The sequence below is a fragment of the Pseudomonas gingeri genome (assembly GCF_013385425.1).
GTDB classification, from domain to species: domain Bacteria; phylum Pseudomonadota; class Gammaproteobacteria; order Pseudomonadales; family Pseudomonadaceae; genus Aquipseudomonas; species Aquipseudomonas gingeri_D.
The window spans coordinates 115,833-137,359 of sequence record NZ_JACAQA010000002.1 but is presented as its reverse complement, the minus strand read 5'-3'; the positions used below and the strand labels follow the sequence as shown (position 1 = coordinate 137,359).

Genomic DNA, 21,527 nt, shown 5'->3' with positions numbered 1-21,527 from the left:
GCATTCCCTCACCGAGCCTGGAGTTCGTCATGAGCTACCTTGTTTCTCTCGTCATCGGCATAGCTGTCGGCCTGCTTTACGGCGGGCTCGACTTCCGTTCCCCGGCACCGCCCGCCGTGGCCCTGGTTGGCCTTTTGGGCATGCAACTGGGTGAAAAGGCCTGGCCCCTGGGCAAGCAATTGGTCGCCGGCTGGCTGTCCTGAATCCCGCGTTTTTCTCTGACTGGATACGTACTGTATGAAAGCCCTGCAATTTGCGAAAACCGGCGATCTCTCGGCCCTGCAACTGGTCGACGTGCCCACCCCTGTGCCTGCTGCCGGAGAAGTCCTGGTGCAGATCAAGGCGGCCGGCCTGAACCCCAGCGATGTGAAAAACGTGCTGGGGCGTTTCTCCTACACCACGCTGCCACGGATTCCCGGCCGGGACTTCGCCGGGGTGGTGATCGAAGGGCCGCAATCGCTGCTGGGCCAGGAAGTCTGGGGCACCGGCAAGGAACTGGGCTTTACCGGAGACGGTTCCCATGCCCAATACCTGACCCTGCCCGCCAGCGGTGTGGCGATCAAGCCGACGCACCTGAGCTTCGCCCAGGCCGCCAGCCTCGGCGTGCCGTTCACCACCGCCTGGGATGCCCTGGAACGCAGCCTGGTGAAGGCCGACACGCGTTTGCTGGTGATCGGTGCCAATGGCGCCGTCGGCAGCGCCGCGCTGGCCCTGGCGAAGATTCGCGGGGCCCGGGTGCTGGGCGCGGTGCGCCGTGCGGAGCAGGTCAAGGCGCTTCAGGACAAGGGCTTTGATGCCATTCAACTGGACAAGCCGGAAGACCTCGCGGCGTCGGTCAATGGTGTATTCCCCGGTGGCGCCGATGTGATCTTCGACACCACCGGCTTCTGGCTACCGCCGGCCGTGACGGCCCTGGCGCCTTTCGGTCGGATCGCGATCATCGCCGCGCCGGTGGACGGCCATGTGCAATTGCCGGCACTGGCGTTGTACCGCAAGGGCGGTTCGGTGGTCGGGATCAACTCGTTGCTCTATGGCACCGAGGCCTGTGCGCGAATGCTCGATCAGTTCGGGCGCTTCTTTGACGAGGGCTTGCTGGAGCTGCCGACGGGGTTGCTGGAGTCGCCGCTGTCCGAGGGCCTGGCGCGTTATGCCGAGGTCAATCAGGGCGGTAGTGACAAGGTGATCCTGTTGCCTTGAGACCCTGAGTCGAGCCGGGGACCTGCGCAAATATCGGCGGCTTGAGCTACAACTGTCTTGCTCATTCAAGGAGACGACTCAATGTTTGCTCACTGGTCCCTGGCAGCGCTTCACCTTCTGGCGTTCGGTATCGCCCTGGCGGCGGTCCTCGCACGTGGCGGGGCCTTGCGTCGTCTCACCGGCACCAGTCCGGCCGAACTGCGGCAGGTGTTTGTCTGGGACAATCTCTGGGGCATCAGCGCCGGTGTCCTGTTGATCACCGGTGGCCTGCGCGCTTTCGGCGGTTTCGAGAAGGGCACGGATTACTACCTGCACCAGCCGCTGTTCCACCTCAAGTTGACCTTGTTCGTGATTATCCTGCTGCTGGAACTGGCGCCGATGATCACCTTGATCAAATGGCGTATCGCCCGGAAGAAGAGCTCGGTCATCGATATCGGCCGCGCCCGGCTTTTCGCGCGGATCAGCCATATCGAAGCCTTGTTGATCATGCTGATGGTGATTGCCGCCAGCGGCATGGCCCGGGGGTTCCTGGCCGGGTAGCTGGGGAATCAGGGCTGCAGGTGCAGGCTCGCCCGGATTCCATTGACCACTGGCTCCACACTCTTGTAACCGTCCGCCGACCCGGCATAAAGCAAGGAATACGCCTTGCCGTCGCGGGCTGCGGCCACCAGGGTCTGGGTCATCACGTGCCCGCCGTTCTGGGTGATGGTGCAGGTAGTCTCTACCGCCGCCATGCCGCCCAGGGTGCTGTCGTGAATCCGGTTGCAGACACTCATGAAACCGCGCTCGACGAAGTTCTTCTGCACCGCCTTGCGCATCTCCAGCAACACCCCGGGGAGGTTGACTGCGTGGTCGGGATTGAGTCCCGACTCGGTCAATTCCATGACCATCAGCGGATCGCCATTGGCGTCGTTTTTTACCGCGCGCTGGCGCAGGCCACTGATCACTTCACCGGCGGCATTCTGGGCCGGGGGCAGGGTCTGCACCTCCCAGTCGCCGGGCCAGGTGATGATCAGGTCGTCAGCCAGGGCCGACGAGCTGCCCAGGAGCAGGAGAAGGGCGGTAAAGCAGGCACGACATTGCACGGAGGTCATGGGAGGGCACTGATCGAGAGGCTGAAGTTAATTGTTACAGTGTATCAATACTCCACGTGCCATGGCTGATAAAACTGCCTCAGCAATAGACCGTTACTCAGCTAACCCTTTGCTTCTCAAGCTTAATCCCGGACAATCGCGCCCCTCTTATGGCCGGGGCGCTGCCAGTGACATGCTTTTTATCCGCCCCGGTCGCGTGGTAATGACCGGCTAACGGAGATTCGACCGGATGAATGACCAGGCCAACAGCGTCGACGAACGCTATGAATCGGCACCCGCTGTACTGAGCAACTGGAGCCGCCAAGACACCACCTGGATGCTGGGCCTGTTCGGCACGGCCATCGGCGCGGGCACCTTGTTCCTGCCGATCAACGCTGGGCTGGGCGGCTTCTGGCCGTTGCTGGTCCTGGCGGTGCTGGCGTTCCCCATGACCTTCTACGCCCACCGTGGCCTGACCCGTTTCGTGCTCTCCGGGCGCGATGGCGCGGACATCACCGAAGTGGTGGAAGAGCATTTCGGCATCAAGGCCGGGGCGCTGATCACCTTGCTGTATTTCTTCGCGATCTTCCCGATCCTGCTGATCTACAGCGTGGCTTTGACCAATACCGTCGGCAGTTTCCTCGAACATCAACTGCACCTGGTGCCGCCACCGCGGGCGCTGTTGTCGCTGATGCTGATCCTTGGCCTGCTGGTGGTGGTCCGTTGCGGCGAGCAGGTGATCGTCAAGGCCATGAGCCTGATGGTCTATCCGTTTATTGTCGCCTTGCTGTTCCTGGCGGTGTACCTGGTGCCGCACTGGAACGGCGGCATCCTCGCCACGGCCGGCAGCCCGCCCGAGCCGTCGGCCTTGCTGCACACCTTGTGGCTGGCGATTCCGGTGATGGTGTTCTCCTTCAACCATTCGCCGATCATCTCGGCCTTTGCGGTTGACCAGAAGCGTCGTTATGGCACCCATGCCGAAGAGCGCAGCTCGCAGATCCTGTCGCGGGCGCACCTGCTGATGGTGGTGATGGTGCTGTTCTTCGTCTTCAGTTGCGTGCTGACCCTGTCGCCAGCGCAGCTGGCCGAAGCCAAGGCGCAGAATCTGTCGATCCTGTCGTACCTGGCCAACCACTTCAGCAACCCGACCATTGCCTTCGCGGCGCCGCTGATTGCCTTCGTGGCGATTTCCAAGTCGTTCCTGGGGCACTACATCGGGGCCAGCGAAGGCCTCAAGGGCCTGATCGCCAAGAGTGGCCGCAAACCCGGCGCCAAGGCCCTGGACCGGATGACGGCGGCGTTCATGCTGGTGGTGTGCTGGTTGGTGGCGACCTTGAACCCGAGCATTCTCGGCATGATCGAGACCCTCGGCGGGCCGGTCATCGCGGCGCTGCTGTTCCTGATGCCGATGTACGCGATCCGCCGGGTGCCGGCGATGCGTCAGTATTCGGGGCAGATGTCCAACGTATTCGTCACGCTGGTGGGCTTGGTGGCGATTTCGGCGTTGATCTATTCGTTGTCGGCCTGACCTGAAACGCGATTTCCGTGGGAACTGGCAAGCCAGTTCCCACAGGACACCTCAAACCCAGACGTCATTGCTGGCTGTCATTTCCCCGCCTTCGTCTCCGGTATTGACCACCCCCCGTGGTTCGATCAGCAGCATCCTGACCTCCTTCTCGGCAAACGGCTTGTGCTCGACACCCTTGGGCACCACCAGCATTTCGCCGGCTGCCAGATGCACCTGGCGGTCACGAAAGTCGATGCGCAGCACGCCTTCCAGGATGATAAATGTCTCGTCGGTATCGGCATGGGAGTGCCAGACGAAATCGCCTTCGATCTTCACCACCTTGAACTGATAGTCGTTCATTTCGGCAATGACCCGGGGTTTCCACTTGTCATCGAACAGGGCGAGTTTCTGCGCGAAATTGATGGGTGAAAGGGCTTGCGGGGTATTCATGGGCTGGACCTCTGAGCGGATGACTAAGACCCAGCCTAGCTGCATTTCAGTGTCGACCGCTTGTACGATTGTGCAGGCGCTGCATGTTCAGCCAGCGTCCCGGCGACTGACCGAAGGTCTTGCCGAACTGGCGGGTCATATGACTCTGGTCGGTAAAGCCGGCGATCAACGCCGCCTCGGCCAGTGATCGACCCTGAACCAGCAATGACCGGACGAGGTCCAGGCGGCGCATGCTCAGGTAGCGATAAGGGCTGGTGCCGAACAGCATTCGAAAGTCCCGTGACAGATTCCAGCGATCACGCCCGCTGTGTTCGGCCAGCTCATCGAGGGTAACCGTGCGATCCAGGGCGCTGTGAATGTACGCTCGAGCCCGTTCCGCCGCCTGGTAATCGAAGCTTCGCGGCTGGCGTGGTGCGCCACAGAGCGCATTCAGGGTCTGGGCCAGGTCGAACAGCGCGTCTTCCTCCTCCAGTGGATCAAGGACGTTGTCCATGCCCCGCAGCAGGGCTTCGGTGGCCCGGCGCAGGCGCGGATCGTGACTGATACCGCCTGGAACAAAGGGCAGGGGCTGCCCGCCCAGTGCCGATTGGATCAGGGAGGGTTGCACGTAGACCATGCGGTACTTGAAGCCATCCCGCGTCCCGGCCTCGCCGTCGTGCACCTCGTCCGGGTGCAGTACCAAGGTACCGCCGGGCAGGCTATGGCGCTGGCTGCCGCGATATTTGAAACTCTGCACGCCGGACAAGGTGCAGCCGATGGCGTAGGTGTCGTGGCGATGAGGGTCGAAGCCGTGGCCGGAAAAGAATGCTTCAATACGCTCCAGCGGGCTGGATTGTGGCGCCCGCCGGACCCAGTCGGTGATTGCTGTGCGCTGATCCATGTGGCCTGGTGCTCCCTTTACCGTCCGAAGTAAGCGAATGGTAAAGGAAAACGCCGTTTAATCCTTCAATCGAACCACACCTTCTATCTCCACCGCCGCGCCACCTGGCAGGGACTGCACGCCGATGGCCGAGCGCGCATGTCGGCCACGGTCGCCGAAGACCTGGACCAGGACTTCGGAGGCCGCGTTGATCACCTCGGATTGAGCGCCGAAATCCGAGGGGGCCCGTACATAACCGGTGATGCGAACGATCTGCTCGACACGTTCCAGGTCGCCATCGCAGGCGGCGGCGACAATCGACAGGAAGTTTGCCGTGCACAGTCGGGCCGCTTCCCGCGCCTGCTCCAGGGAAATATCCTGGCCGACGATCCCGGTATGGCGAATCTCATGGTTGAAGCGCGGCACCTGGCCCGATACCCACAGCAGGTTGCCGTCACGCACGCTCAACTTGAAGTGTGTCGGGACCACGAAGCTGTGCGGCGCCTCGCGGTAAATCGCCCAGAGCAATGCCTGGTAGGGTTGTCGGACTTTGGAGAACGGCAGCCATTGGCGGATTTCAGCGCTCATGCTGCTCTCCCGCCGGTTGCTGTTCGGCGGCAAACGCGCTGTAGCCACCGACATAACAACCGACCGGCTGCGCACTGCCTGCGTCCAGGTCCAGGCGCACGTAGATATCGGAGGGTCGACCCATGGCCCGGCCCTGATGCACCAGGATCGGCTGTTCATCGGCCTCGATCATGCCGTACTCCAGCAGGCCGAACGCCAGGGCCGTGGCGGCAATGCCGGTGGCGGCGTCTTCGGGATAGCCCGAGGCCTTGGGGAATTGCCGGCTGTCGAACTGCCGGGCGATGTCCGGACGTGGACAGAACAGGTAGAGCCCGGTGGAGTCGATCTGCTCGCACAGGTCCTTGATGCGCGGCGAGTCGGGACGCGCGGCATCCAGCAGGGCCGGGGTCTTGACCGGAACCAGGGTCTTGATGCGGCTGGTGGCGGCGTTCAGGAACGGCAGGTCGAGGATGTCGTCCGCTTGCAGGCCGATGGCCTCGATGATCCGTGCCCGTATCTCGGCATCCTCGACCTTGCTCACCACGCCCGCCGGCTGGGAAATCTCGATAAAGGCGTCATCACCCGGCTTGCCCTGGATATGCGCGGTCACGGTGCCACTTTGGGTCTGGATGGACAGCTGCTGGCGGTCGAGCTTGCCGAGTTGTTGCAGCAGCCAGACGGTGCCGATGGTGGCGTGGCCGCACATGCTCATTTCATGCAAGGGGACGAAGAAACGGAAATGGTAGTCGTGGCTGGCCTGATCCTGCGGGGTGAAGGCAAAGCCGCTTTCATGGCCGTAGGCGCGGGCGATAGCGGTCATCTGCTCGGCGCTCAGGCCGTCGGCCGCGACGGCGATGGGGGCGGGGTTGCCGCCACCCTGTTTCGATTTGAAGACTTCTACAACCTGTACATCACTCATACCTGACCTCACGACACGGTGGATAAGGTCGATTCTGGCAACGGACAGCGACAGGTTCTAGGTGGATCGGGTCCTGCAAGCGAACGTTTGGGCCATGACCTCAATGTGGCTTGCGCAGGTCGCTGGGCACCAGGCCCAGGTAGCGCTTGAACAGGCGCGCCAGGTAGGAAGGCGAATCGATGCCCACGGCCAGGCTGACCTCGAGGATCGACAGGGAACTGCTGGAGATCAGTTGGGCGGCGGTTTCGACCCGAGTGCGATTGGTAAAATCCACCAGGGTTTCATCGGTGCAGGCCTTGAACAGGCGGGTGAGGTGGCGCCGCGACAGGTGGAACTGATAGCCGATAAGGTCGACATTCAGCTCGTCCTGCAGGTGTTCGCGCACATAGCGCTGGATATCGCGGACCAGCAGGGCATTGCGCTGGCTATCGCTGTGCTGCGTCGGCGGTTGCTGGCGGGCAATCAGTCGGGCGCACTCTTCGAACAGCAGGTGGTTGAGGTGCGGGACCTGGCGTTGGAAGGCTTCGGCCGAGCATCCCGACGCCAGCTGGTCGTGCAGGCGCAGGATGCTGTCGAGGGTCTCGCTGCCTTGCCAGATCCCCGAACGATCAGCCTGTTCGGCAAAGGCCTGGTAGCCGTCGAGCCGACCCTGGTGATTGATGTAGTGCGAGTCGACGTAGAGCGCCACGTGTTTCTCCCGACCCGGGGCGGCCTGGGTCGAGTGGGCGAAATCCGCTGGCACCAGGGAAAAGGCCTGGCGCGAGACGTGGAGCGCATTGCTGTTGCTTTCGGTCGACAGGAACAACCCGCCCTGGCGCGGTAACAGCAGCATATGACAGTCGTGGGCGTGCCAGTCCTGGGCATAACCTGTGCTTTCGCTGATCTCGAAGCGGAACACGTCGGGGGACATGCTGCTGAGCTTGGGCGATAAATGCGCCATGGGATCGACCTCCAGGGTGGTCATTCAGGTGTCTCGCGTCAGTCTATCCGTTAACGCGCCGGGACAAACGCCTGCTCCTCGTCCGCTTGCGGCCGCGACAGCGATTGCCAGTAACGCTCGCCCGCCGCGTCATCGTACAGGCCTTCCCAGCGCGCCACGACCACCACCGCCAGGGCATTGCCGACGATATTCAGCGCGGTGCGGGCCATGTCCATGATGCGGTCCACGCCGGCAATGAACGCCAGGCCTTCGAGGGGAATGCCGACGCTGCCCAAGGTGGCCAGCAGCACCACGAATGACACTCCCGGCACCCCGGCGATGCCCTTGGACGTCACCATCAGGGTCAGCACCAGGGTGATCTGCTGACCGAGGGATAGGTCGATCCCGTACAACTGGGCAATGAACACTGCCGCAATGCTCTGGTACAGGGTCGAGCCGTCGAGGTTGAAGGAATAGCCGGTGGGCACCACAAAACGGCTGATGGCCCGTGGCGCGCCGAAGGCTTCCATCTTTTCGATGATCCGTGGCAGCACGGTTTCCGAACTGGCGGTGGAGAAACCGAGGATCAGTTCGGCCTTGAGGATACGGATCAGTCGGAACACCGAGAAGCCGCAGATCCGCGCCACCAGCCCGAACACCACCACGCCGAAAAATGCGATGGCGGCGTACACCAGGGTCACCAGGCGCGCCAGCGGCCACAGCGAGGCGAAGCCGAAGTTGGCCACAGTCACCGAAATCAGGGCGAAAACCCCGAGCGGGGCGTAGCGCATGATCATATGGGTGACCTTGAACATGCTTTGCGAGACGCCCTCCAGCACCCCGACCAGGGGCAGGCGCAGTTCGTCCTTGAGGCTCGACAGACCGAGGCCGAACATCACCGAGAAGAAGATGATCGGCAGCATGTCGCCGCGTACGAGGGCGGCGAAGATATTCGACGGCACCAGGTTCAGCAGGGTGGTGATAAAGGCGTGGTTGGCCTGCACTTCGTTGGTGGTTTTCTCGTACTGGGAGATGTCCGTGGTGCCCAGCAGGCTCATGTCGATGCCATGGCCGGGTTGGAACAGGTTCGCCAGGACCAGACCGACAATAATTGCCACGGTGGTGATGATCTCGAAGTACAGCAAGGTCTTGAAACCGATGCGTCCGAGTTTCTTGCCGTCGCCGACCCCGGCGATACCGACGATCAACGAGGAAATCACGATCGGGATGACGATCATCTTGATCAGGCGGATAAACAGGTCGCCCGCCGGTTGCAGGACTGTGCCGATCCACCAGGCCTTGTCCGCGCTGGAGTGGTTGAGGAGCGCGCCGACGGCGATGCCCAGCAGCAGACCGATGACGATCTGCCAGGCGAGGCTCAGTTTTGCCTTGTTCATGGTAGGAGGGTTCCCGTTTTTGTTGGAGGTCGATACAGGGGCCGGGGAGGCGGGCAATGGCTCGCCGGTGGGGCAGCTCGATGTTGAGCCGCAAATCCCCGGGCATGAGCGCCAATCGGGCCGGGCAAGCTCACGATTGGGCCATGTCTGATCCGGGCCCGGTGTCGATGGCTCTGTTAAACTCGATGGAATTTGAAACGGATTGAGGTGTACCGATGAGCGAACCGATTCGTCTGACCCAGTACAGCCACGGCGCCGGCTGTGGTTGCAAGATCTCGCCCCAGGTGCTGGAAGTGATCCTGGCCGGCAGTGGCGCGCAGAACCTCGACCCGAAACTCTGGGTCGGCAATGCCTCGCGTGACGATGCCGCGGTGTATGCCATCGATGAAGAGCGTGGCGTGGTCTCCACCACCGACTTTTTCATGCCGATCGTCGACGATCCCTTCGATTTCGGTCGGATTGCCGCCACCAACGCCATCAGTGACATCTACGCCATGGGTGGCGATCCGATCATGGCCATCGCCATTCTTGGCTGGCCGGTGAACCTGCTGGCCCCGGAAATCGCCCGTGAAGTAATTCGTGGAGGGCGCGCGGTGTGCGACGCGGCGGGTATCCCGTTGGCCGGCGGTCACTCGATCGACGCCCCCGAGCCGATTTTTGGCCTGGCGGTGACCGGTCTGCTGGAAAAGCGCCATATGAAGCGCAACGACACCGCGACGGCCGACTGCAAGCTGTACCTGACCAAACCCCTGGGGATCGGCGTGCTGACCACCGCGGAAAAGAAAGGCAAGTTGCGCAGCGAAGACGTTGGCGTGGCCCGGGATTGGATGTGCACCCTGAACAAACCCGGCAGTCGCTTCGGCAAGCTTGCGGGGGTTACCGCGATGACCGACGTCACCGGCTTCGGCCTGCTGGGTCACCTGGTGGAAATGGCCGATGGCAGTGGCCTGACCGCGCGTATCGTGTATGAGCAGGTGCCGCGCCTGCCGGCCGTCGAGTATTACCTGGATCAGGGCTGCGTGCCCGGCGGTACCCTGCGCAATTACGACAGCTACGCCAGCAAGGTCGGGCCTCTGCGCGAATTGCACAAGCGCGTGCTCTGCGACCCGCAGACCAGCGGTGGGCTGCTGGTGGCGGTCAGCGCCGAAGGCGAGGCCGAGTTCCTCGCCGTGGCTGCCGAACTGGGCCTGGAGCTTGAGCCCATCGGCCAACTGGTAGAGCGACAGAGCCACGCGGTAGAGGTGTATTGATGTCCCGTGATATCACCGACTACCGCAGTTTGTTTCTCAATGACACACCGATGATGGATACCCGGGCGCCTGTCGAATTCAACAAGGGCGCCTTTCCCGGGGTGGTCAACCTGCCGCTGATGACCGACCTCGAGCGGCAACGAGTGGGCACCTGTTACAAGCAGCACGGGCAGCAGGCCGCGATTGTCCTCGGTCACCAACTGGTGGGCGGCGAGGTCAAGGCGGCCCGGCTCCAGGCCTGGGCCGATTTCACCCGCGCCCATCCCGACGGCGTGCTGTATTGCTTTCGTGGCGGGCTGCGTTCGCAGATTGTCCAGCAGTGGCTTCGCGACGCGGGGATCGACTTTCCACGCGTCGCTGGTGGCTACAAGGCGATGCGCAGCTTTCTGATGCAGACCATTGAGCTGGCCGTGGCCCAGGCGGACTTCGTCTTGCTGGGGGGCATGACGGGGACCGGCAAGACCGATGTGATCGTTCAACTGGAAAACAGCCTGGACCTGGAGGGGCACGCCAACCATCGCGGTTCCAGCTTCGGCAAGCGCGCTACCGGCCAGCCGTCGAATATCGACTTTGAAAACCGTCTGGCCGTGGACCTGCTGAAGAAGCAGGACCGGGGCATCGAATCCTTCGTGCTGGAGGATGAGAGCCGCATGGTCGGGCGTTGTGCCTTGCCACTGACGCTGTTCCAGGGGATGCAACGGTTTCCCATGGTCTGGCTTGAAGACAGCCTGGAGAGCCGGGTCGAGCGCATCCTGCGGGACTATGTGGTTGATCTCTGCGCGGAATTCGTCGCGGTGTATGCCGATCAGGGATTCCGGTTGTTTGCCGAGCGACTGCTGGGCAGCCTGGACAACATCCACAAGCGCCTTGGTGGCGAGCGACACCAGCGGATGAAGGCCTTGATGCAGGCGGCGCTGGAAGAGCAGGAGCGTAGCGGTGCGGTGGAGCTGCACCGGGGGTGGATCGAAGGTTTGCTGAACGAATATTACGACCCGATGTACGCCTTCCAGCGTGAAAGCAAAGGCGAGCGGATCGAGTTTGCCGGGGAGCAGGCGGCGGTGCTGGAGTATCTCAGGAGCCGCCGCCAAAGGCGTTGAGTGGGTAGTGCGTCTTACAAGACCAGCATGGCCACCAGCCCGCTGACCACACCCACCAGCATCGTCAGCACCGCCACGGTCACCAGCACCTTGGCGTCGAACTCCTTGCGCAGCATCAGCAGCGACGGCAGGCTGATGCTCGGCAGGGTCAGCAGCAGTGCCACGGCCGGCGCGGTGCCCAGGCCCAGGGTCATCATGGTCTGCACGATGGGAATCTCGGCCGCCGTCGGGATCACGAACAAGGTTCCGATAATCGCCAGCGGTACCAGCCACAGCAGGCTGTTGCCCATGGCGCCATCCACATGGGGAAACAGCCAGACCCGCGCCGCGCCCAGCAACAGCACCGCCAGGATATAGATCGGGATGGTGGTCCAGAACAGTTGCCACAGGGTCTTGCCCCAGCGTGCCATAAAGCTGCTCTGGTCCGGGCTGCTGGCATCGACCACGGCTTCCACCGCCGCTTCCGGCAAGGTTTCCGGACGGGCGACCCGTTGTGCCACCAGCGAAACCCCCAGTACCAGCACCAGGCCCGCCACCAGGCGAATCGCGGTAAAGCCCCAGCCCAGCACGAAGCCCATGAACACCAGGGTCGCCGGGTTGAGCACCGGGTTGGCGATCCAGAACGCCAGCGCCGCGCCCACCGAGACGTTCTGTCGACGCATCCCGGCCGCTACCGGTGCCGCGCAGCACGAACACATCATGCCGGGCAGGGCGAACAGGCCACCGCGCAGGGTCGAAGCGAAACCGGCGCGCCCGAACAGGCGCAACAGCCAGTCGCGGGGAATCAGCACTTGCAGCAGCGAGCCGAGGATCACTGCCAGTACCGCGGCTTTCCAGATCGCCAGGAAGTACACCTGGGCGTAGGCCAGCGCGGCGGCGACCGGCGAGGCCGGGTTGTCGTTGATGATCGAGGCGCCGATGCTGTGACTGTCGGCGGCGACGAAGGCCTTGGCGTAATAGGGCGACCATTTGACGTAGTACAGGCCGATGGCGGCGACGGCGAGAAACAGCAATGGTTTCCACCAGAGCGACCAGCCTCGGGCGGGGGCGGCTTGGGTAAGAGTGGGCATGGGAGGGTATCCGATGGATAAGGGGTGATGGGTGAATGATAACCCAGCGGTGGGCCTTCGCCAGCCGTTGGGCCCCCACGTGTGTTGAAGGTTTCGGCCTATCGGGGCGTGGGCGATTTCTTATAGCGTGCCGAGTGTGTACCTCCGCCATTTCAAGTCCGTATGGCGACCTGTTTGATGGCGTATTTCCCGACGACGCGTTGTGTTTTTGCGCAGAGGCGCGGGGTTGAACGGATTATCTCAGGTCATCGGCGGCAAGCGGCGCTTGATCGGTGTCTTCTTGACGATGGCGGTGTTGGTTTCGGCGTGATGGTTGAGTCGGTCCAGCAGCGTATCGAGCTGCTCCATATCGCGGACATGTAAACGGGCGATAAAACAATCGTCGCCGGTGACCTTGTCGCATTCGGTGAACTGGGGAATCGCCTGGATCTGTCGTTCCACTTCCTGCAACTGGCCGGGCAGGGGGCGAATACGCACGATGGCCTGCAACAGGTAGCCGAAGGATTTGGGTTCCACATCGACGGTGTAGCCCTTGATCACGCCGCGTTCTTCCAACCGGCGCAAGCGTTCCGCGACGCTGGGCGAGGACAGCCCGCTGACCTGCGCAAGAGCCTTGAGCGAACGCCGTGAGTCGCTCATCAGGGCGCTGATCAATAAGTGGTCGATTTCGTCAGTCATGGCGGTCTCGTTAGGTCAATCGCTAAAATTGCCTTGATAAGAAAGGCAGAAGCAAAGTCTAGCCTATTTCTGGCGCTGGAGAAGCGGCTGGAGGAATCGGCATACTTTTGCCATCTGTCCAAGGCTGACTCAGAGGAACTCATTCATGAACACATCACTGCATCGTGGCTCGCTGGAAATGGTCGCGGCCATGTTGATCTCGGGGACCATCGGCTGGTTCGTGCTGGTGTCCGGCCAGCCGGTGCTGGACGTGGTGTTCTGGCGCTGCCTGTTCGGTGCACTGACCTTGCTGGTGATCTGCGCCGTCATGGGCTTTCTGCGCCCGGGCATCCTGACCCGCACCACCTTCCTGCTGGCGGTGCTCAGCGGCGTGGCGATCGTCGGTAACTGGGTGCTGCTGTTCGCCTCCTATTCCCGGGCCTCGATTGCCATCGGCACGGCGGTCTACAACGTCCAGCCGTTTATGCTGGTGGGCCTGGCGGCGTTGTTTCTCGGTGAGAAGATCACCGCACAGAAGTTGTTCTGGCTGGGTTTGGCTTTTGTCGGGATGCTGGCGATTGTCAGTGCCCACGGGCAGCCGGGAGAGAGCGGCGGCGAGTATCTGCTGGGTATCGGCCTGGCGTTGGCGGCGGCGCTGTTGTATGCCATCGCGGCGTTGATCATCAAGCGTTTGAAGGGGACACCGCCGCACCTGATCGCCCTGGTCCAGGTCTGCACCGGGGTACTGTTGCTGGCGCCCTGGGCGCATATTTCGGCGTTCCCGCAGCAGGCGAGTGCCTGGGGCAGCTTGCTGACCCTGGGGGTGGTGCACACGGGGGTGATGTATGTGCTGCTGTATGGCGCGATCCAGAAATTGCCGACGGCCATGACCGGGGCGCTGTCCTTTATCTACCCGATTGCGGCGATCTTCGTCGACTGGTTCGCCTTCGGTCACCAGTTGGTGCTGGTGCAGTGGGTCGGGGTGATTGCCATTCTGCTGGCGGCGGCGGGGATGCAACAGGGCTGGACGCTGGGCTTCAAGCGGGTGCTTGTGCGCTGAGGGTTTGGAGCAGCCGGATCAGAAGATCCGGCTCCAGAGTACGACGCGCTATCGTGGCGCGACGCTGACCTCAGGCGCCATTGCGATAACGCGCCGCCGGCAGGACCTGCATGTAGTTCGGCAGCATCGCCAGGCGAGCGGCTTCCAGGGCTTGCCACTGGCCTTCATCGGGCAGCGGTGGAATGGTTACGGTTTCACGGCGATCAAAGCCCACCAGCGCCGCATCCACCAGATCATCGACTTCCATGACCGCCGACAGGTCCTCGATCCGCTTGCCCGAGCGTTCCCAGATTTCGGTGCGGGTGGCGGCCGGCAGGACGGCCTGCACATACAAGCCCTTGCCACCGAGTTCGATATTCAGTCCCTGGCTGAAGAACAGTACAAAGGCCTTGGTCGCCCCATAGACCGTCATCTGCAGTTCCGGCGCCAGGCCGACCACCGACGCGACGTTGATGATCGACCCCGTGCCGGCCTGGACCAGGCGCGGGGTGATTGCACTGGTCAGGCGGGCCAGGGCGGTGATGTTGAGGTTGATGACCTGGCTCACCGCATCAGGCACCTGCTCCAGGAAAGTCCCGGCTCCGGCCATCCCGGCGTTATTGATCAGAATGCCTATCTTGTTGTCGTCGCGAACCCGAGCTTCGATACGGGCCAGATCGCCGGCATCGGTCAGGTCGGCCTGGACCACATCCACCGAAACTCCGGTTTCCTGCCGCAGCCGCTCGGCCAGGCTGTCCATGCGGGCCTTGTCCCGAGCCACCAGCACCAGGTCGTGGCCGCGCTTGGCAAAGCGATCGGCATACACGGCACCGATACCGGTGGAAGCGCCGGTGATCAGAACGGCGGGTTTGACTGTCATGACGGTAATCCTCAGCGGGTTGATTTATTCATGACCATTGTCATGTTTAGTAAATATGATGGCTGTCATGTATACTGTCAAGCCTATTACCGGAGGTTTCCAATGAAGGTCAGTCGCGAGCAGGTGGCAGAGAACCGGCGCAATATCCTCGAAGCCGCCAGTCGGCTGTTTCGCGCCAAGGGTTATGAGGCGGTCACCGTGTCGGAGGTGATGAAGGCGGCGGGGCTGACCCATGGCGGTTTCTACGGGTATTTCGCCTCGAAGGACGATCTGGTGGCCCAGTCCCTGGCCCATGTGTTTTCGACGGCGGTGCCGGCGGGCGCTGACGTGGCGGGTTATGTCACGCAGTATTTGAGTTCCGCACATTTGAAGGACTGTGCCGGTGGCTGTCCGATGGCCGGGCTGGCATCGGAGACCAGCCGTCAGGCCCCCGAGGCGCGGGCGCAGATGACCGGGAGTATTCGCCGTCAGATCGAGAGTTTGAGCCAGGCCATGACGGGTGCCACGGTCGAGGAAAAACGCCGTGCCGCTACTGGAAGCTGGGCCGCGATGGTCGGCGCCATGGTGTTGGCGCGAGTCTGTGATGATCCGCGGTTGGCCGATCAGGTGCTCAGCGACACGCGGGAGTGGTTACTGACGCAAGAGGTGGCGTCTGAGGCTTAGGACCTCAGTTGCCGATCACATACAGACAGATCGACAGTGTCACCAGTGATCCCAGGGTGGAAATCAGGATGGTGCTCGACACCACCGAGGCTTCGCGCTTGTAGTACTCCGCCAGCATAAAGGGCCCGGTGCCGGTGGGCAGCGCGCTCAAGAGCAGCGCCGAATTGGCCCAAAGCGGCGGCAGATGAAACACCTTGAAGGCGAGGAACCAGGTCAGCAGCGGGTGGGCGATCAGCTTGATCAGCACCAGCATTGTCGCGCCCTGGCGTGGGCCTTGTTGCTTGTGGGCGAGGAACAGCCCCAGGGAGATCAGCGCGCAAGGAATGGTGGCGGCGCCCAGCAGGCTGAGAAACTTCTCGAAAGGCGCCGGCAACGGTGCTCCACCCCAGGCCCAGAGCGCGCCGAGCAAGGGTGAAACCACCAGCGGATTTTTCGCCAGGGCCAGCAGCACCTTGAAGATGATCCGGTGCACCTGGCGTTCGGTCTGCAAGCCGATCTCGATACACACCAGGGCCAGTCCGAAGAGCACGCAGACCACCAGCAAAGAGGCGATCAACGCCGGCTCCAGGCCGTTCTGGCCGAGCACCATCACGCACAGTGGAATCCCGATATACCCGGTATTGGCGTAGGACGCGCTGAGGGCATCGATGCTCGCGTCGGCAAAATGCCCGGACTTGCGCCAGCGCAGCAACAAGGTCAGGACAAACATCGCCAAGGTACCGAGGGTAAATGCCAGGACAAATCCCGGGTGCCAGATCTGTTCCCAGGTCGCGGTCGCCGTGGCCTTGAACAGCAGCGCCGGCAGGCACAGCCAGACCACCATGCGGTTGATCTCGGAAGCCGCGTTGGGCCCCAGTCGATTGGTTCGACGGCAGATGAAGCCGACCAGGATCAGGGCAAAGATGGGCAGCAGGACGCTTAGTACGGAGGACATTATTGAAGCTGAAGCCTTGGTGGTAGGCGGGTGGGGAAGGGTAAAGGCGGAGATCGTTAGCCTGCAATCTTTATTCTCGGGGCGAGGGATTCGATCCTGGGTGCTGCCTGGGGTGAGGCAGCGTTGGAGCGCCGCACACCCTGTGTTGTGGCAACCTATTGCGCTTCCCGATCCAGCAACTGCCGTTTGCGTTCCACGCCCCAGCGATAACCGGACAGGTTGCCGTCGCTGCGCACCACCCGATGGCAGGGAATCGCCACGGCCAGGCTGTTGGCGCCACAGGCCTGGGCCACGGCGCGGAAGGATTTCGGCGCACCGATCATCTGTGCGATCTCGGCATAACTCGCGGTACTGCCCACTGGAATGTTGCGCAGTGCCTGCCAGACCCGTTCCTGAAAAGCTGTACCGCGCAGGTCCAGCGGCAGATCCAGGCCAATGGCCGGTGCTTCGATAAAACCCACCACCTTGGCGATCAGTTGCTCGAAGGCGGCGTCGCCGCCAATGAAATGCGCCTGCGGGAACTTGTCCTGCAAGTCCTTGGCCAGCGCATCCGGATCGTCACCGAGGAGGATCGCGCAGACACCTCGATCACTCTGTGCCACCAGGATTGCCCCAAGCGAGCACTCGCCGATGGCAAAGCGAATATCGGTGTTGGCACCGCCAGCGCGATAGTCGCTGGGTTTCATGCCCAGCACGCCATTGGACGATTCGTAGAACCGGCTGCTGGCGTTGAAGCCGGCTTCGTACAAGGCCTCGGTGACCGAGCCGCCCCGGGCCAACTGTGCCCGTAGTTTGCCGGCGCGATGAGCGGTGGCGTAGGCCTTGGGTGTCAGACCGGTGACCGACTTGAAGACCCGATGGAAGTGAAAAGGGCTCAGGCCCAACTGTTCGGCCAGGGGATTGAGTGAGGGTGGGGTGTCGGACGTTTCAATGAGTTGGCAGGCCCGGGTCACCAGGGCCAGGTGTTGCTCGTTGATCGACGTCTGGTCGGCGGCGGCACGCCGGCTTGGCCGGTAGCCGGCAGCTTCGGCCTGCTCGGGGGTATCGAAGAACTCGACATTTTCCGGATTGGGCCGACGCGCGCCACTGCTCGGGCGGCAATACACGCCCGTGGTTCTGACGCCGTAGACGAAGCTGCCGTCGGCGCTGGCGTCCCGTGTCAGTACCGCTTGCCAGCGCGGATCCTGTTCCATGGAGTTTCCTTGGGTCGAGGTATTCATGGTGTTCTCCTGTCGGAAGATTCAGTTCTCGCTCAGCTTAGGGGCACTGCGAGACAGGAAAACTCCGAGTCTTGCGGTTGAATTCTACTGACTGTGAGCGGGATGTCAGGTGGCGTCATGAAAGATGATGCCCAGGGTATGCCGCTGGCCTGCATTCACGCGGCTGACGCCATGGCGCATATTTACGCGATAGAACCCCCGCGTGCCGTGAACCGGGCGCTGGGACACGGCAAAGATCACTGCGTCGCCCTGTTTCAGCGGGACCACCTGGGGGCGGCTCTGCATGCGTGGGCGCTGCTCGGTGAGGACGAACTCGCCGCCGCTGAAGTCTTCTTCTGGTCGGGACAGCAGAATGGCGACTTGCAGCGGAAACACCTGTTCGCCGTAGAGGTCCTGGTGCAGGCAGTTGTAGTCTCCGGCTGCATATTGCAGCAGTAATGGGGTGGGGCGTTGCTGGCCGGCGTCATGACAACGTTGGAGCAGGGCCTGGTGTGTTTCGGGAAACGATCCGGCTATTTGCATGCGTTCGTTCCAGTCATTGGCAATCGTTGCCAGCGGCGGATAGAGGTCGGTGCGAAGTTGCTGGACCAGTGGCGGAAGTGGGTAGGCGAAGTATTGGTATTCGCCCTGGCCAAAACCGTGGCGGGCCATGACGACCCGGGAGCGAAAAGACGCTTTGCGCGGGTACAGGGCGGCGAGTTCCAGACATTCTTCGGGGCTGAGGAGGTTGGGCAACAGGGCGTTGCCTTGCTGGTCCAGGTCGCGGCGGATCGCCGGCCAATCCAGTGATTGTATTCGGGTGTGCATGAGCTTGCCTCGGGGCATATCCGGTGAGGCTTGCAGTCTAGAAAGGCCGCTGGGGCCAAACACTCCGACTCTTGCGGTTGAATTTTCCGGGTAGCGGCAGACATGGAACGATGCAGTTTCTTTGCCCGAGAGGGGCTGTGTTTCCCTGGCGTGCTCCCCTAGGATGTCCACTCTGTATTTTTGCCAGGAAACATTGCTCATGTCCGCCCATCATCGTCTCGCCGTGCCATTGTCCAAAGCCTATCGCCTGCTCAATCACGGTCCTACGGTGCTGGTCAGCGCTGCCCACGATGGCCAGCGCAATATCATGGCGGCCGCCTGGGCCATGCCGTTGGACTTCGAGCCACCGAAGGTCGCGGTGGTGATCGACAAGTCCACCTGGACGCGGCGTCTGCTGGAGGCCTCGGGGACTTTTGTGATCAACGTGCCTTGCGTTGCCCAAGCCGATGTCGTGCAAACCGTCGGTACGACTTCCGGCCTGGAGCTGACCCAGAGTCATAGCCGCGACAAGTTCGATGCCTACGGCCTGGAAACCTTCAAGGCTGAGAAGATCGATGCGCCGATGCTGGAGGGCTGTGTCGCCTGGTTGGAGTGTCGCTTGTTGCCGGAGCCGCACAACCACGAACAGTACGACCTGTTCCTGGCCGAAGTGATTTCAGCCCAGGCTGATTCGCGGGTGTTCAGCGAGGGGCGCTGGCATTTTGAGGGGCATGACGCGTTGCGTACCTTGCACCACGTCGCCGGCGGGCATTTCCTGAAAATCGGCGACGCGGTGGATGGTGAGATTCTGCGGCCCTGACTCAGCGGCTGGCCATCAGATGGGCGCCGAACAGCAGGTAGCAAGTCCCGGCGAAACGATCCAGGCCTTTGCGGCAGCGGCTGTAGAAGGCTGACATCCGCGTACTGGCAAACACCAGGGCCACGCTGGAGTACCAGCAGAAGGACAGGCTGCTCATGATCGCGACGGCCATGGCCAGCAGCGGCGCGGACGGGGAGCTGGGCATGGTGGTGGCGAAGATGGTCGCGACGAACAGCGCCGACTTGGGATTGGTCATATTGCCCAGCAGGCCCCGGTCATAGGCCGAGAGCAGGCTGCGTTTGGGTTCGTGGAGTGTGGGTTGCCGGCCGGCGCTGGCGGGGTGTTTGCGCAGGAACAGCTTTACACCGAGGTAGATCAGGTAGGCGCCACCGGCGATCTTCAGTACCAGGTACAGCGATGGTGCGGCGGTGAACAGCGACTTGACCCCCAGCCCACCGGCCAGGCCCCAGAGGATGGTACCCGTGGCGACACCCAGCGCGCAGACCACGCCATGCTTGCGCGAGTTACCGGCGGCGAGTTGGGCGGTGGTGAAGAAATTCGGCCCTGGCGTGACCACGGCAACGGCCCAGAGCAGGGCGAGGGAGATCAGGGGGCCGGCATACATCAGGTTCTGGGTATCCATACGGTACGTGCCTCAGTGTTGTTCAATCTCGTTGTGCCTGCCCGAAGCGCTCGCGATAAACCGAAGGTGGCAAACCGACCAGGCTGCGAAACGCAACCCGGAAACTTTCGACGGAGCGATAACCGCATTGTTCGGCGATACGATCGCTGCTTTCATTGCCACTTTCCAGTAATTCTCGGGCCCTGGCCAGTCGTTCGTGCTGCAACCAGGCTTTGGGCGTGATGCCGGTTGCCTCGCTGAAGCGTCGCAGGAAGGTGCGTTCGCTCATGGCGGCCTCGCTGGCGAGCTGGCGGACCTCCAGCGGTTCATGCAGGCGTTCCCGGGCCCATTGCATGACCCGTGACAGATCATTGCGTGGCGTACGACCGACCGGTGCCGGAATGAATTGCGCCTGGCCACCGGTACGCTGAGGCGACATGACTAGTCGCCGGGCCACGGTATTGGCCACCTGGGTGCCGAAGTCACGAGCGACCAGATGCAGGCAGGCATCGATACCGGCCGTGCTGCCGGCCGAGGTGATGACTTGCCCGGCGTCGACATACAACACGTCGGGATTCACCTCGATGGCGGGAAAGCGCTGAGCGAGTTCTTCTGTGTAACGCCAGTGGGTGGTTGCCTGTCGACCATTCAACAGACCGGCCGCAGCCAGTACGAACACCCCTGAACAAATGGAAACGATCCGCGCACCTCGGGCGTGAGCCTGTTGCAAGGCCTCGATAAGTGGCGCAGGAGGTGGCTCGGTACGACTGCGCCAGCCGGGAACGATCAGGGTTCGGGCGTCGTCAAGTTGTTCCAGCCCTCCGTCGGCCAGCACCTGGATACCGCCCATGGCCCGCATCGGCCCTGAATCGACGCCGACGATACGGTGTTCATACCAGGGAAAGTCGAACTCGGGGCGTGGCAAGCCGAAGATCTCCACGGCGATGCCGAATTCGAAAGTGCAGAGGCCATCGTATGCCAGGATCGCGACCAGGCCGGGAAAGGAAGTCATATGGCGGAAACTTACCAGTAAGTGTCTTGTGCGCCACTGTAGCGATAACGGCGCGCTGGATAAAGTGTTCTCACACCCACTGATTGGAGCATCCACACCATGGCAAGCCTGGTTCGTAGTATCCCTGCCGCCTCTTCGGCGATTGCCCTGAAGCATTTCAGTCACCGCCTGACCCTGGAAACTGACTGTTCCGACGTGCATGCCAGCCAGCAGGGTGGCGAGCTGGATTTCGTGCTGGTGGATGTGCGGGGCGAGTCGGCCTTTGCACAGGGGCATGTGCCCGGGGCGATCAATATGCCCCATCGGTTGATGACCGCCGAGTACCTGGCGTCATACCCGCGGGACACCTTGTTTGTGGTCTATTGCGCGGGCCCGCATTGCAACGGCGCCCACCGTGCGGCGGTGAAACTGGCTGCGCTCGAGTATCCGGTGAAGGAGATGATGGGTGGGGTGATGGGATGGCTGGATGAAGGCTTCAGCCTGGTGGGTGAGCAGGCACTGCAACGGGAGGGAGGGGTTGCTTGTGCGTGTTGAGATTTTGGTTTGTAGTTGATGTGTGGTCCCGGTGAGCAGTCATCGGGATTTTTGC

Annotated in this window: 25 protein-coding genes; 10 read left to right on the top strand and 15 right to left on the bottom strand. The window is 62.3% G+C overall.

Translation table 11 applies throughout. The annotated features are described in order from the left end of the window. Positions 1-29: 29 nt before the first annotated feature. From HX830_RS01135 to HX830_RS01125, 3 genes are all read left to right on the top strand, one after another. Positions 30-203 carry a DUF1427 family protein gene (locus HX830_RS01135; RefSeq protein ID WP_103494660.1) on the top strand — a complete coding sequence of 58 codons (174 nt, stop codon included), beginning with the start codon at positions 30-32 and terminating at the stop codon, positions 201-203. 34 nt (positions 204-237) lie between these two features. Further along, complete coding sequence (locus HX830_RS01130) at positions 238-1,197, top strand: quinone oxidoreductase family protein (protein WP_103494661.1); 960 nt, start codon at positions 238-240, stop codon at positions 1,195-1,197. Positions 1,198-1,278: 81 nt separating this feature from the next. Further along, complete coding sequence (locus tag HX830_RS01125; protein WP_177098707.1) at positions 1,279-1,737, top strand: DUF2214 family protein; 459 nt, start codon at positions 1,279-1,281, stop codon at positions 1,735-1,737. An 8-nt stretch (positions 1,738-1,745) separates the two neighbouring features. Here HX830_RS01125 and HX830_RS01120 read toward each other — a convergent pair whose 3' ends face one another. Next, complete coding sequence (locus tag HX830_RS01120) at positions 1,746-2,291, bottom strand: DUF4946 domain-containing protein (RefSeq protein WP_177098706.1); 546 nt, start codon at positions 2,289-2,291, stop codon at positions 1,746-1,748. A gap of 229 nt (positions 2,292-2,520) precedes the next feature. Between HX830_RS01120 and HX830_RS01115 the strand changes: the two genes are divergently transcribed. Next, positions 2,521-3,798, top strand: a complete 1,278-nt coding sequence (locus tag HX830_RS01115; RefSeq protein ID WP_177098705.1) for a serine/threonine transporter — start codon at positions 2,521-2,523, stop codon at positions 3,796-3,798. A 51-nt stretch (positions 3,799-3,849) separates the two neighbouring features. Here HX830_RS01115 and HX830_RS01110 read toward each other — a convergent pair whose 3' ends face one another. From HX830_RS01110 to gltP, 6 genes are all read right to left on the bottom strand, one after another. Then, positions 3,850-4,227: a cupin domain-containing protein gene (locus HX830_RS01110; protein WP_177098704.1), complete on the bottom strand. Its 378-nt coding sequence runs from the start codon at positions 4,225-4,227 to the stop codon at positions 3,850-3,852. A 46-nt stretch (positions 4,228-4,273) separates the two neighbouring features. Then, positions 4,274-5,107 (bottom strand): AraC family transcriptional regulator, encoded by an 834-nt coding sequence (locus HX830_RS01105; protein WP_103494666.1) that lies wholly within the window; start codon positions 5,105-5,107, stop codon positions 4,274-4,276. Positions 5,108-5,164: 57 nt separating this feature from the next. Then, entirely contained in the window at positions 5,165-5,674 is a 510-nt protein-coding gene (locus tag HX830_RS01100) for a RidA family protein (RefSeq protein WP_177098703.1), read from the bottom strand. Then, positions 5,664-6,572 carry a PhzF family phenazine biosynthesis protein gene (locus HX830_RS01095; RefSeq protein WP_177098702.1) on the bottom strand — a complete coding sequence of 303 codons (909 nt, stop codon included), beginning with the start codon at positions 6,570-6,572 and terminating at the stop codon, positions 5,664-5,666. Before HX830_RS01095 ends, HX830_RS01100 begins: the two co-directional genes overlap by 11 nt. A gap of 100 nt (positions 6,573-6,672) precedes the next feature. Then, entirely contained in the window at positions 6,673-7,536 is an 864-nt protein-coding gene (locus HX830_RS01090) for a helix-turn-helix domain-containing protein (RefSeq protein WP_177098701.1), read from the bottom strand. A 26-nt stretch (positions 7,537-7,562) separates the two neighbouring features. Continuing rightward, the gene (gene gltP / locus HX830_RS01085) at positions 7,563-8,888 is read right to left on the bottom strand and encodes a glutamate/aspartate:proton symporter GltP (RefSeq protein WP_177098700.1); all 1,326 of its coding nucleotides are present in this window, start codon (positions 8,886-8,888) and stop codon (positions 7,563-7,565) included. Between the two features lie 215 nt (positions 8,889-9,103). Here gltP and selD point away from each other — a divergent pair, with 215 nt between their 5' ends. After that, positions 9,104-10,138 (top strand): selenide, water dikinase SelD, encoded by a 1,035-nt coding sequence (gene selD, locus HX830_RS01080; protein WP_152739357.1) that lies wholly within the window; start codon positions 9,104-9,106, stop codon positions 10,136-10,138. Then, the gene (mnmH, locus tag HX830_RS01075) at positions 10,138-11,235 is read left to right on the top strand and encodes a tRNA 2-selenouridine(34) synthase MnmH (protein ID WP_177098699.1); all 1,098 of its coding nucleotides are present in this window, start codon (positions 10,138-10,140) and stop codon (positions 11,233-11,235) included. Before selD ends, mnmH begins: the two co-directional genes overlap by 1 nt. Before the next feature lie 14 nt (positions 11,236-11,249). Here mnmH and HX830_RS01070 read toward each other — a convergent pair whose 3' ends face one another. Both HX830_RS01070 and HX830_RS01065 read right to left on the bottom strand, forming a co-directional pair. Then, positions 11,250-12,305, bottom strand: coding sequence for a permease (locus HX830_RS01070; RefSeq protein ID WP_103494673.1), 1,056 nt, complete (start codon positions 12,303-12,305; stop codon positions 11,250-11,252). Positions 12,306-12,545: 240 nt separating this feature from the next. Next, the gene (locus tag HX830_RS01065) at positions 12,546-12,983 is read right to left on the bottom strand and encodes an Lrp/AsnC family transcriptional regulator (RefSeq protein WP_100943811.1); all 438 of its coding nucleotides are present in this window, start codon (positions 12,981-12,983) and stop codon (positions 12,546-12,548) included. 145 nt (positions 12,984-13,128) lie between these two features. Here HX830_RS01065 and HX830_RS01060 point away from each other — a divergent pair, with 145 nt between their 5' ends. Continuing rightward, complete coding sequence (locus HX830_RS01060; RefSeq protein ID WP_103494674.1) at positions 13,129-14,022, top strand: DMT family transporter; 894 nt, start codon at positions 13,129-13,131, stop codon at positions 14,020-14,022. Positions 14,023-14,092: 70 nt separating this feature from the next. Here the strand turns inward: HX830_RS01060 and HX830_RS01055 are convergent, their stop codons facing one another. Further along, positions 14,093-14,881, bottom strand: coding sequence for an SDR family NAD(P)-dependent oxidoreductase (locus HX830_RS01055; RefSeq protein WP_177098698.1), 789 nt, complete (start codon positions 14,879-14,881; stop codon positions 14,093-14,095). 102 nt (positions 14,882-14,983) lie between these two features. Here HX830_RS01055 and HX830_RS01050 point away from each other — a divergent pair, with 102 nt between their 5' ends. Continuing rightward, positions 14,984-15,544: a TetR/AcrR family transcriptional regulator gene (locus HX830_RS01050; protein ID WP_177098697.1), complete on the top strand. Its 561-nt coding sequence runs from the start codon at positions 14,984-14,986 to the stop codon at positions 15,542-15,544. Between the two features lie 4 nt (positions 15,545-15,548). On the opposite strand, the gene HX830_RS01045 is transcribed toward HX830_RS01050, so the two are convergent. The 3 genes from HX830_RS01045 to HX830_RS01035 all read right to left on the bottom strand — a co-directional run bounded on the left by HX830_RS01045 (position 15,549) and on the right by HX830_RS01035 (position 18,505). Beyond that, positions 15,549-16,478, bottom strand: coding sequence for an AEC family transporter (locus HX830_RS01045; RefSeq protein WP_152739345.1), 930 nt, complete (start codon positions 16,476-16,478; stop codon positions 15,549-15,551). Between the two features lie 155 nt (positions 16,479-16,633). Next, on the bottom strand, positions 16,634-17,698 hold the full coding sequence (ada, locus tag HX830_RS01040; RefSeq protein WP_152739343.1) for a bifunctional DNA-binding transcriptional regulator/O6-methylguanine-DNA methyltransferase Ada: 1,065 nt from the start codon (positions 17,696-17,698) through the stop codon (positions 16,634-16,636). A gap of 105 nt (positions 17,699-17,803) precedes the next feature. Then, positions 17,804-18,505 (bottom strand): 2OG-Fe(II) oxygenase, encoded by a 702-nt coding sequence (locus tag HX830_RS01035; protein WP_177098696.1) that lies wholly within the window; start codon positions 18,503-18,505, stop codon positions 17,804-17,806. 199 nt (positions 18,506-18,704) lie between these two features. Here HX830_RS01035 and HX830_RS01030 point away from each other — a divergent pair, with 199 nt between their 5' ends. Further along, entirely contained in the window at positions 18,705-19,304 is a 600-nt protein-coding gene (locus HX830_RS01030) for a flavin reductase family protein (protein ID WP_152741908.1), read from the top strand. Position 19,305: 1 nt separating this feature from the next. On the opposite strand, the gene HX830_RS01025 is transcribed toward HX830_RS01030, so the two are convergent. Next, positions 19,306-19,947, bottom strand: coding sequence for a LysE family translocator (locus tag HX830_RS01025; RefSeq protein WP_177098695.1), 642 nt, complete (start codon positions 19,945-19,947; stop codon positions 19,306-19,308). A gap of 22 nt (positions 19,948-19,969) precedes the next feature. Next, the gene (ftrA, locus tag HX830_RS01020) at positions 19,970-20,938 is read right to left on the bottom strand and encodes a transcriptional regulator FtrA (protein WP_177098694.1); all 969 of its coding nucleotides are present in this window, start codon (positions 20,936-20,938) and stop codon (positions 19,970-19,972) included. Positions 20,939-21,037: 99 nt separating this feature from the next. Here ftrA and HX830_RS01015 point away from each other — a divergent pair, with 99 nt between their 5' ends. Further along, positions 21,038-21,472, top strand: coding sequence for a rhodanese-like domain-containing protein (locus HX830_RS01015; RefSeq protein ID WP_100943821.1), 435 nt, complete (start codon positions 21,038-21,040; stop codon positions 21,470-21,472). Positions 21,473-21,527: the final 55 nt, after the last annotated feature.

Bases quoted from the DNA above. Each gene is read 5' to 3' on its own strand.
- ada (WP_152739343.1), bottom strand. From the start codon at position 17,698: ATGAATACCTCGACCCAAGGAAACTCCATGGAACAGGATCCGCGCTGG.
- HX830_RS01070 (WP_103494673.1), bottom strand. From the start codon at position 12,305: ATGCCCACTCTTACCCAAGCCGCCCCCGCCCGAGGCTGGTCGCTCTGG.
- HX830_RS01090 (WP_177098701.1), bottom strand. From the start codon at position 7,536: ATGACCACCCTGGAGGTCGATCCCATGGCGCATTTATCGCCCAAGCTC.
- HX830_RS01035 (WP_177098696.1), bottom strand. From the start codon at position 18,505: ATGCACACCCGAATACAATCACTGGATTGGCCGGCGATCCGCCGCGAC.
- HX830_RS01045 (WP_152739345.1), bottom strand. From the start codon at position 16,478: ATGTCCTCCGTACTAAGCGTCCTGCTGCCCATCTTTGCCCTGATCCTG.
- selD (WP_152739357.1), top strand. From the start codon at position 9,104: ATGAGCGAACCGATTCGTCTGACCCAGTACAGCCACGGCGCCGGCTGT.
- HX830_RS01060 (WP_103494674.1), top strand. From the start codon at position 13,129: ATGAACACATCACTGCATCGTGGCTCGCTGGAAATGGTCGCGGCCATG.
- HX830_RS01125 (WP_177098707.1), top strand. From the start codon at position 1,279: ATGTTTGCTCACTGGTCCCTGGCAGCGCTTCACCTTCTGGCGTTCGGT.
- HX830_RS01055 (WP_177098698.1), bottom strand. From the start codon at position 14,881: ATGACAGTCAAACCCGCCGTTCTGATCACCGGCGCTTCCACCGGTATC.
- HX830_RS01050 (WP_177098697.1), top strand. From the start codon at position 14,984: ATGAAGGTCAGTCGCGAGCAGGTGGCAGAGAACCGGCGCAATATCCTC.
- mnmH (WP_177098699.1), top strand. From the start codon at position 10,138: ATGTCCCGTGATATCACCGACTACCGCAGTTTGTTTCTCAATGACACA.
- HX830_RS01105 (WP_103494666.1), bottom strand. From the start codon at position 5,107: ATGGATCAGCGCACAGCAATCACCGACTGGGTCCGGCGGGCGCCACAA.
- HX830_RS01115 (WP_177098705.1), top strand. From the start codon at position 2,521: ATGAATGACCAGGCCAACAGCGTCGACGAACGCTATGAATCGGCACCC.
- HX830_RS01025 (WP_177098695.1), bottom strand. From the start codon at position 19,947: ATGGATACCCAGAACCTGATGTATGCCGGCCCCCTGATCTCCCTCGCC.
- HX830_RS01110 (WP_177098704.1), bottom strand. From the start codon at position 4,227: ATGAATACCCCGCAAGCCCTTTCACCCATCAATTTCGCGCAGAAACTC.
- HX830_RS01100 (WP_177098703.1), bottom strand. From the start codon at position 5,674: ATGAGCGCTGAAATCCGCCAATGGCTGCCGTTCTCCAAAGTCCGACAA.
- HX830_RS01120 (WP_177098706.1), bottom strand. From the start codon at position 2,291: ATGACCTCCGTGCAATGTCGTGCCTGCTTTACCGCCCTTCTCCTGCTC.
- HX830_RS01030 (WP_152741908.1), top strand. From the start codon at position 18,705: ATGTCCGCCCATCATCGTCTCGCCGTGCCATTGTCCAAAGCCTATCGC.
- HX830_RS01065 (WP_100943811.1), bottom strand. From the start codon at position 12,983: ATGACTGACGAAATCGACCACTTATTGATCAGCGCCCTGATGAGCGAC.
- gltP (WP_177098700.1), bottom strand. From the start codon at position 8,888: ATGAACAAGGCAAAACTGAGCCTCGCCTGGCAGATCGTCATCGGTCTG.
- ftrA (WP_177098694.1), bottom strand. From the start codon at position 20,938: ATGACTTCCTTTCCCGGCCTGGTCGCGATCCTGGCATACGATGGCCTC.
- HX830_RS01015 (WP_100943821.1), top strand. From the start codon at position 21,038: ATGGCAAGCCTGGTTCGTAGTATCCCTGCCGCCTCTTCGGCGATTGCC.
- HX830_RS01135 (WP_103494660.1), top strand. From the start codon at position 30: ATGAGCTACCTTGTTTCTCTCGTCATCGGCATAGCTGTCGGCCTGCTT.
- HX830_RS01130 (WP_103494661.1), top strand. From the start codon at position 238: ATGAAAGCCCTGCAATTTGCGAAAACCGGCGATCTCTCGGCCCTGCAA.
- HX830_RS01095 (WP_177098702.1), bottom strand. From the start codon at position 6,572: ATGAGTGATGTACAGGTTGTAGAAGTCTTCAAATCGAAACAGGGTGGC.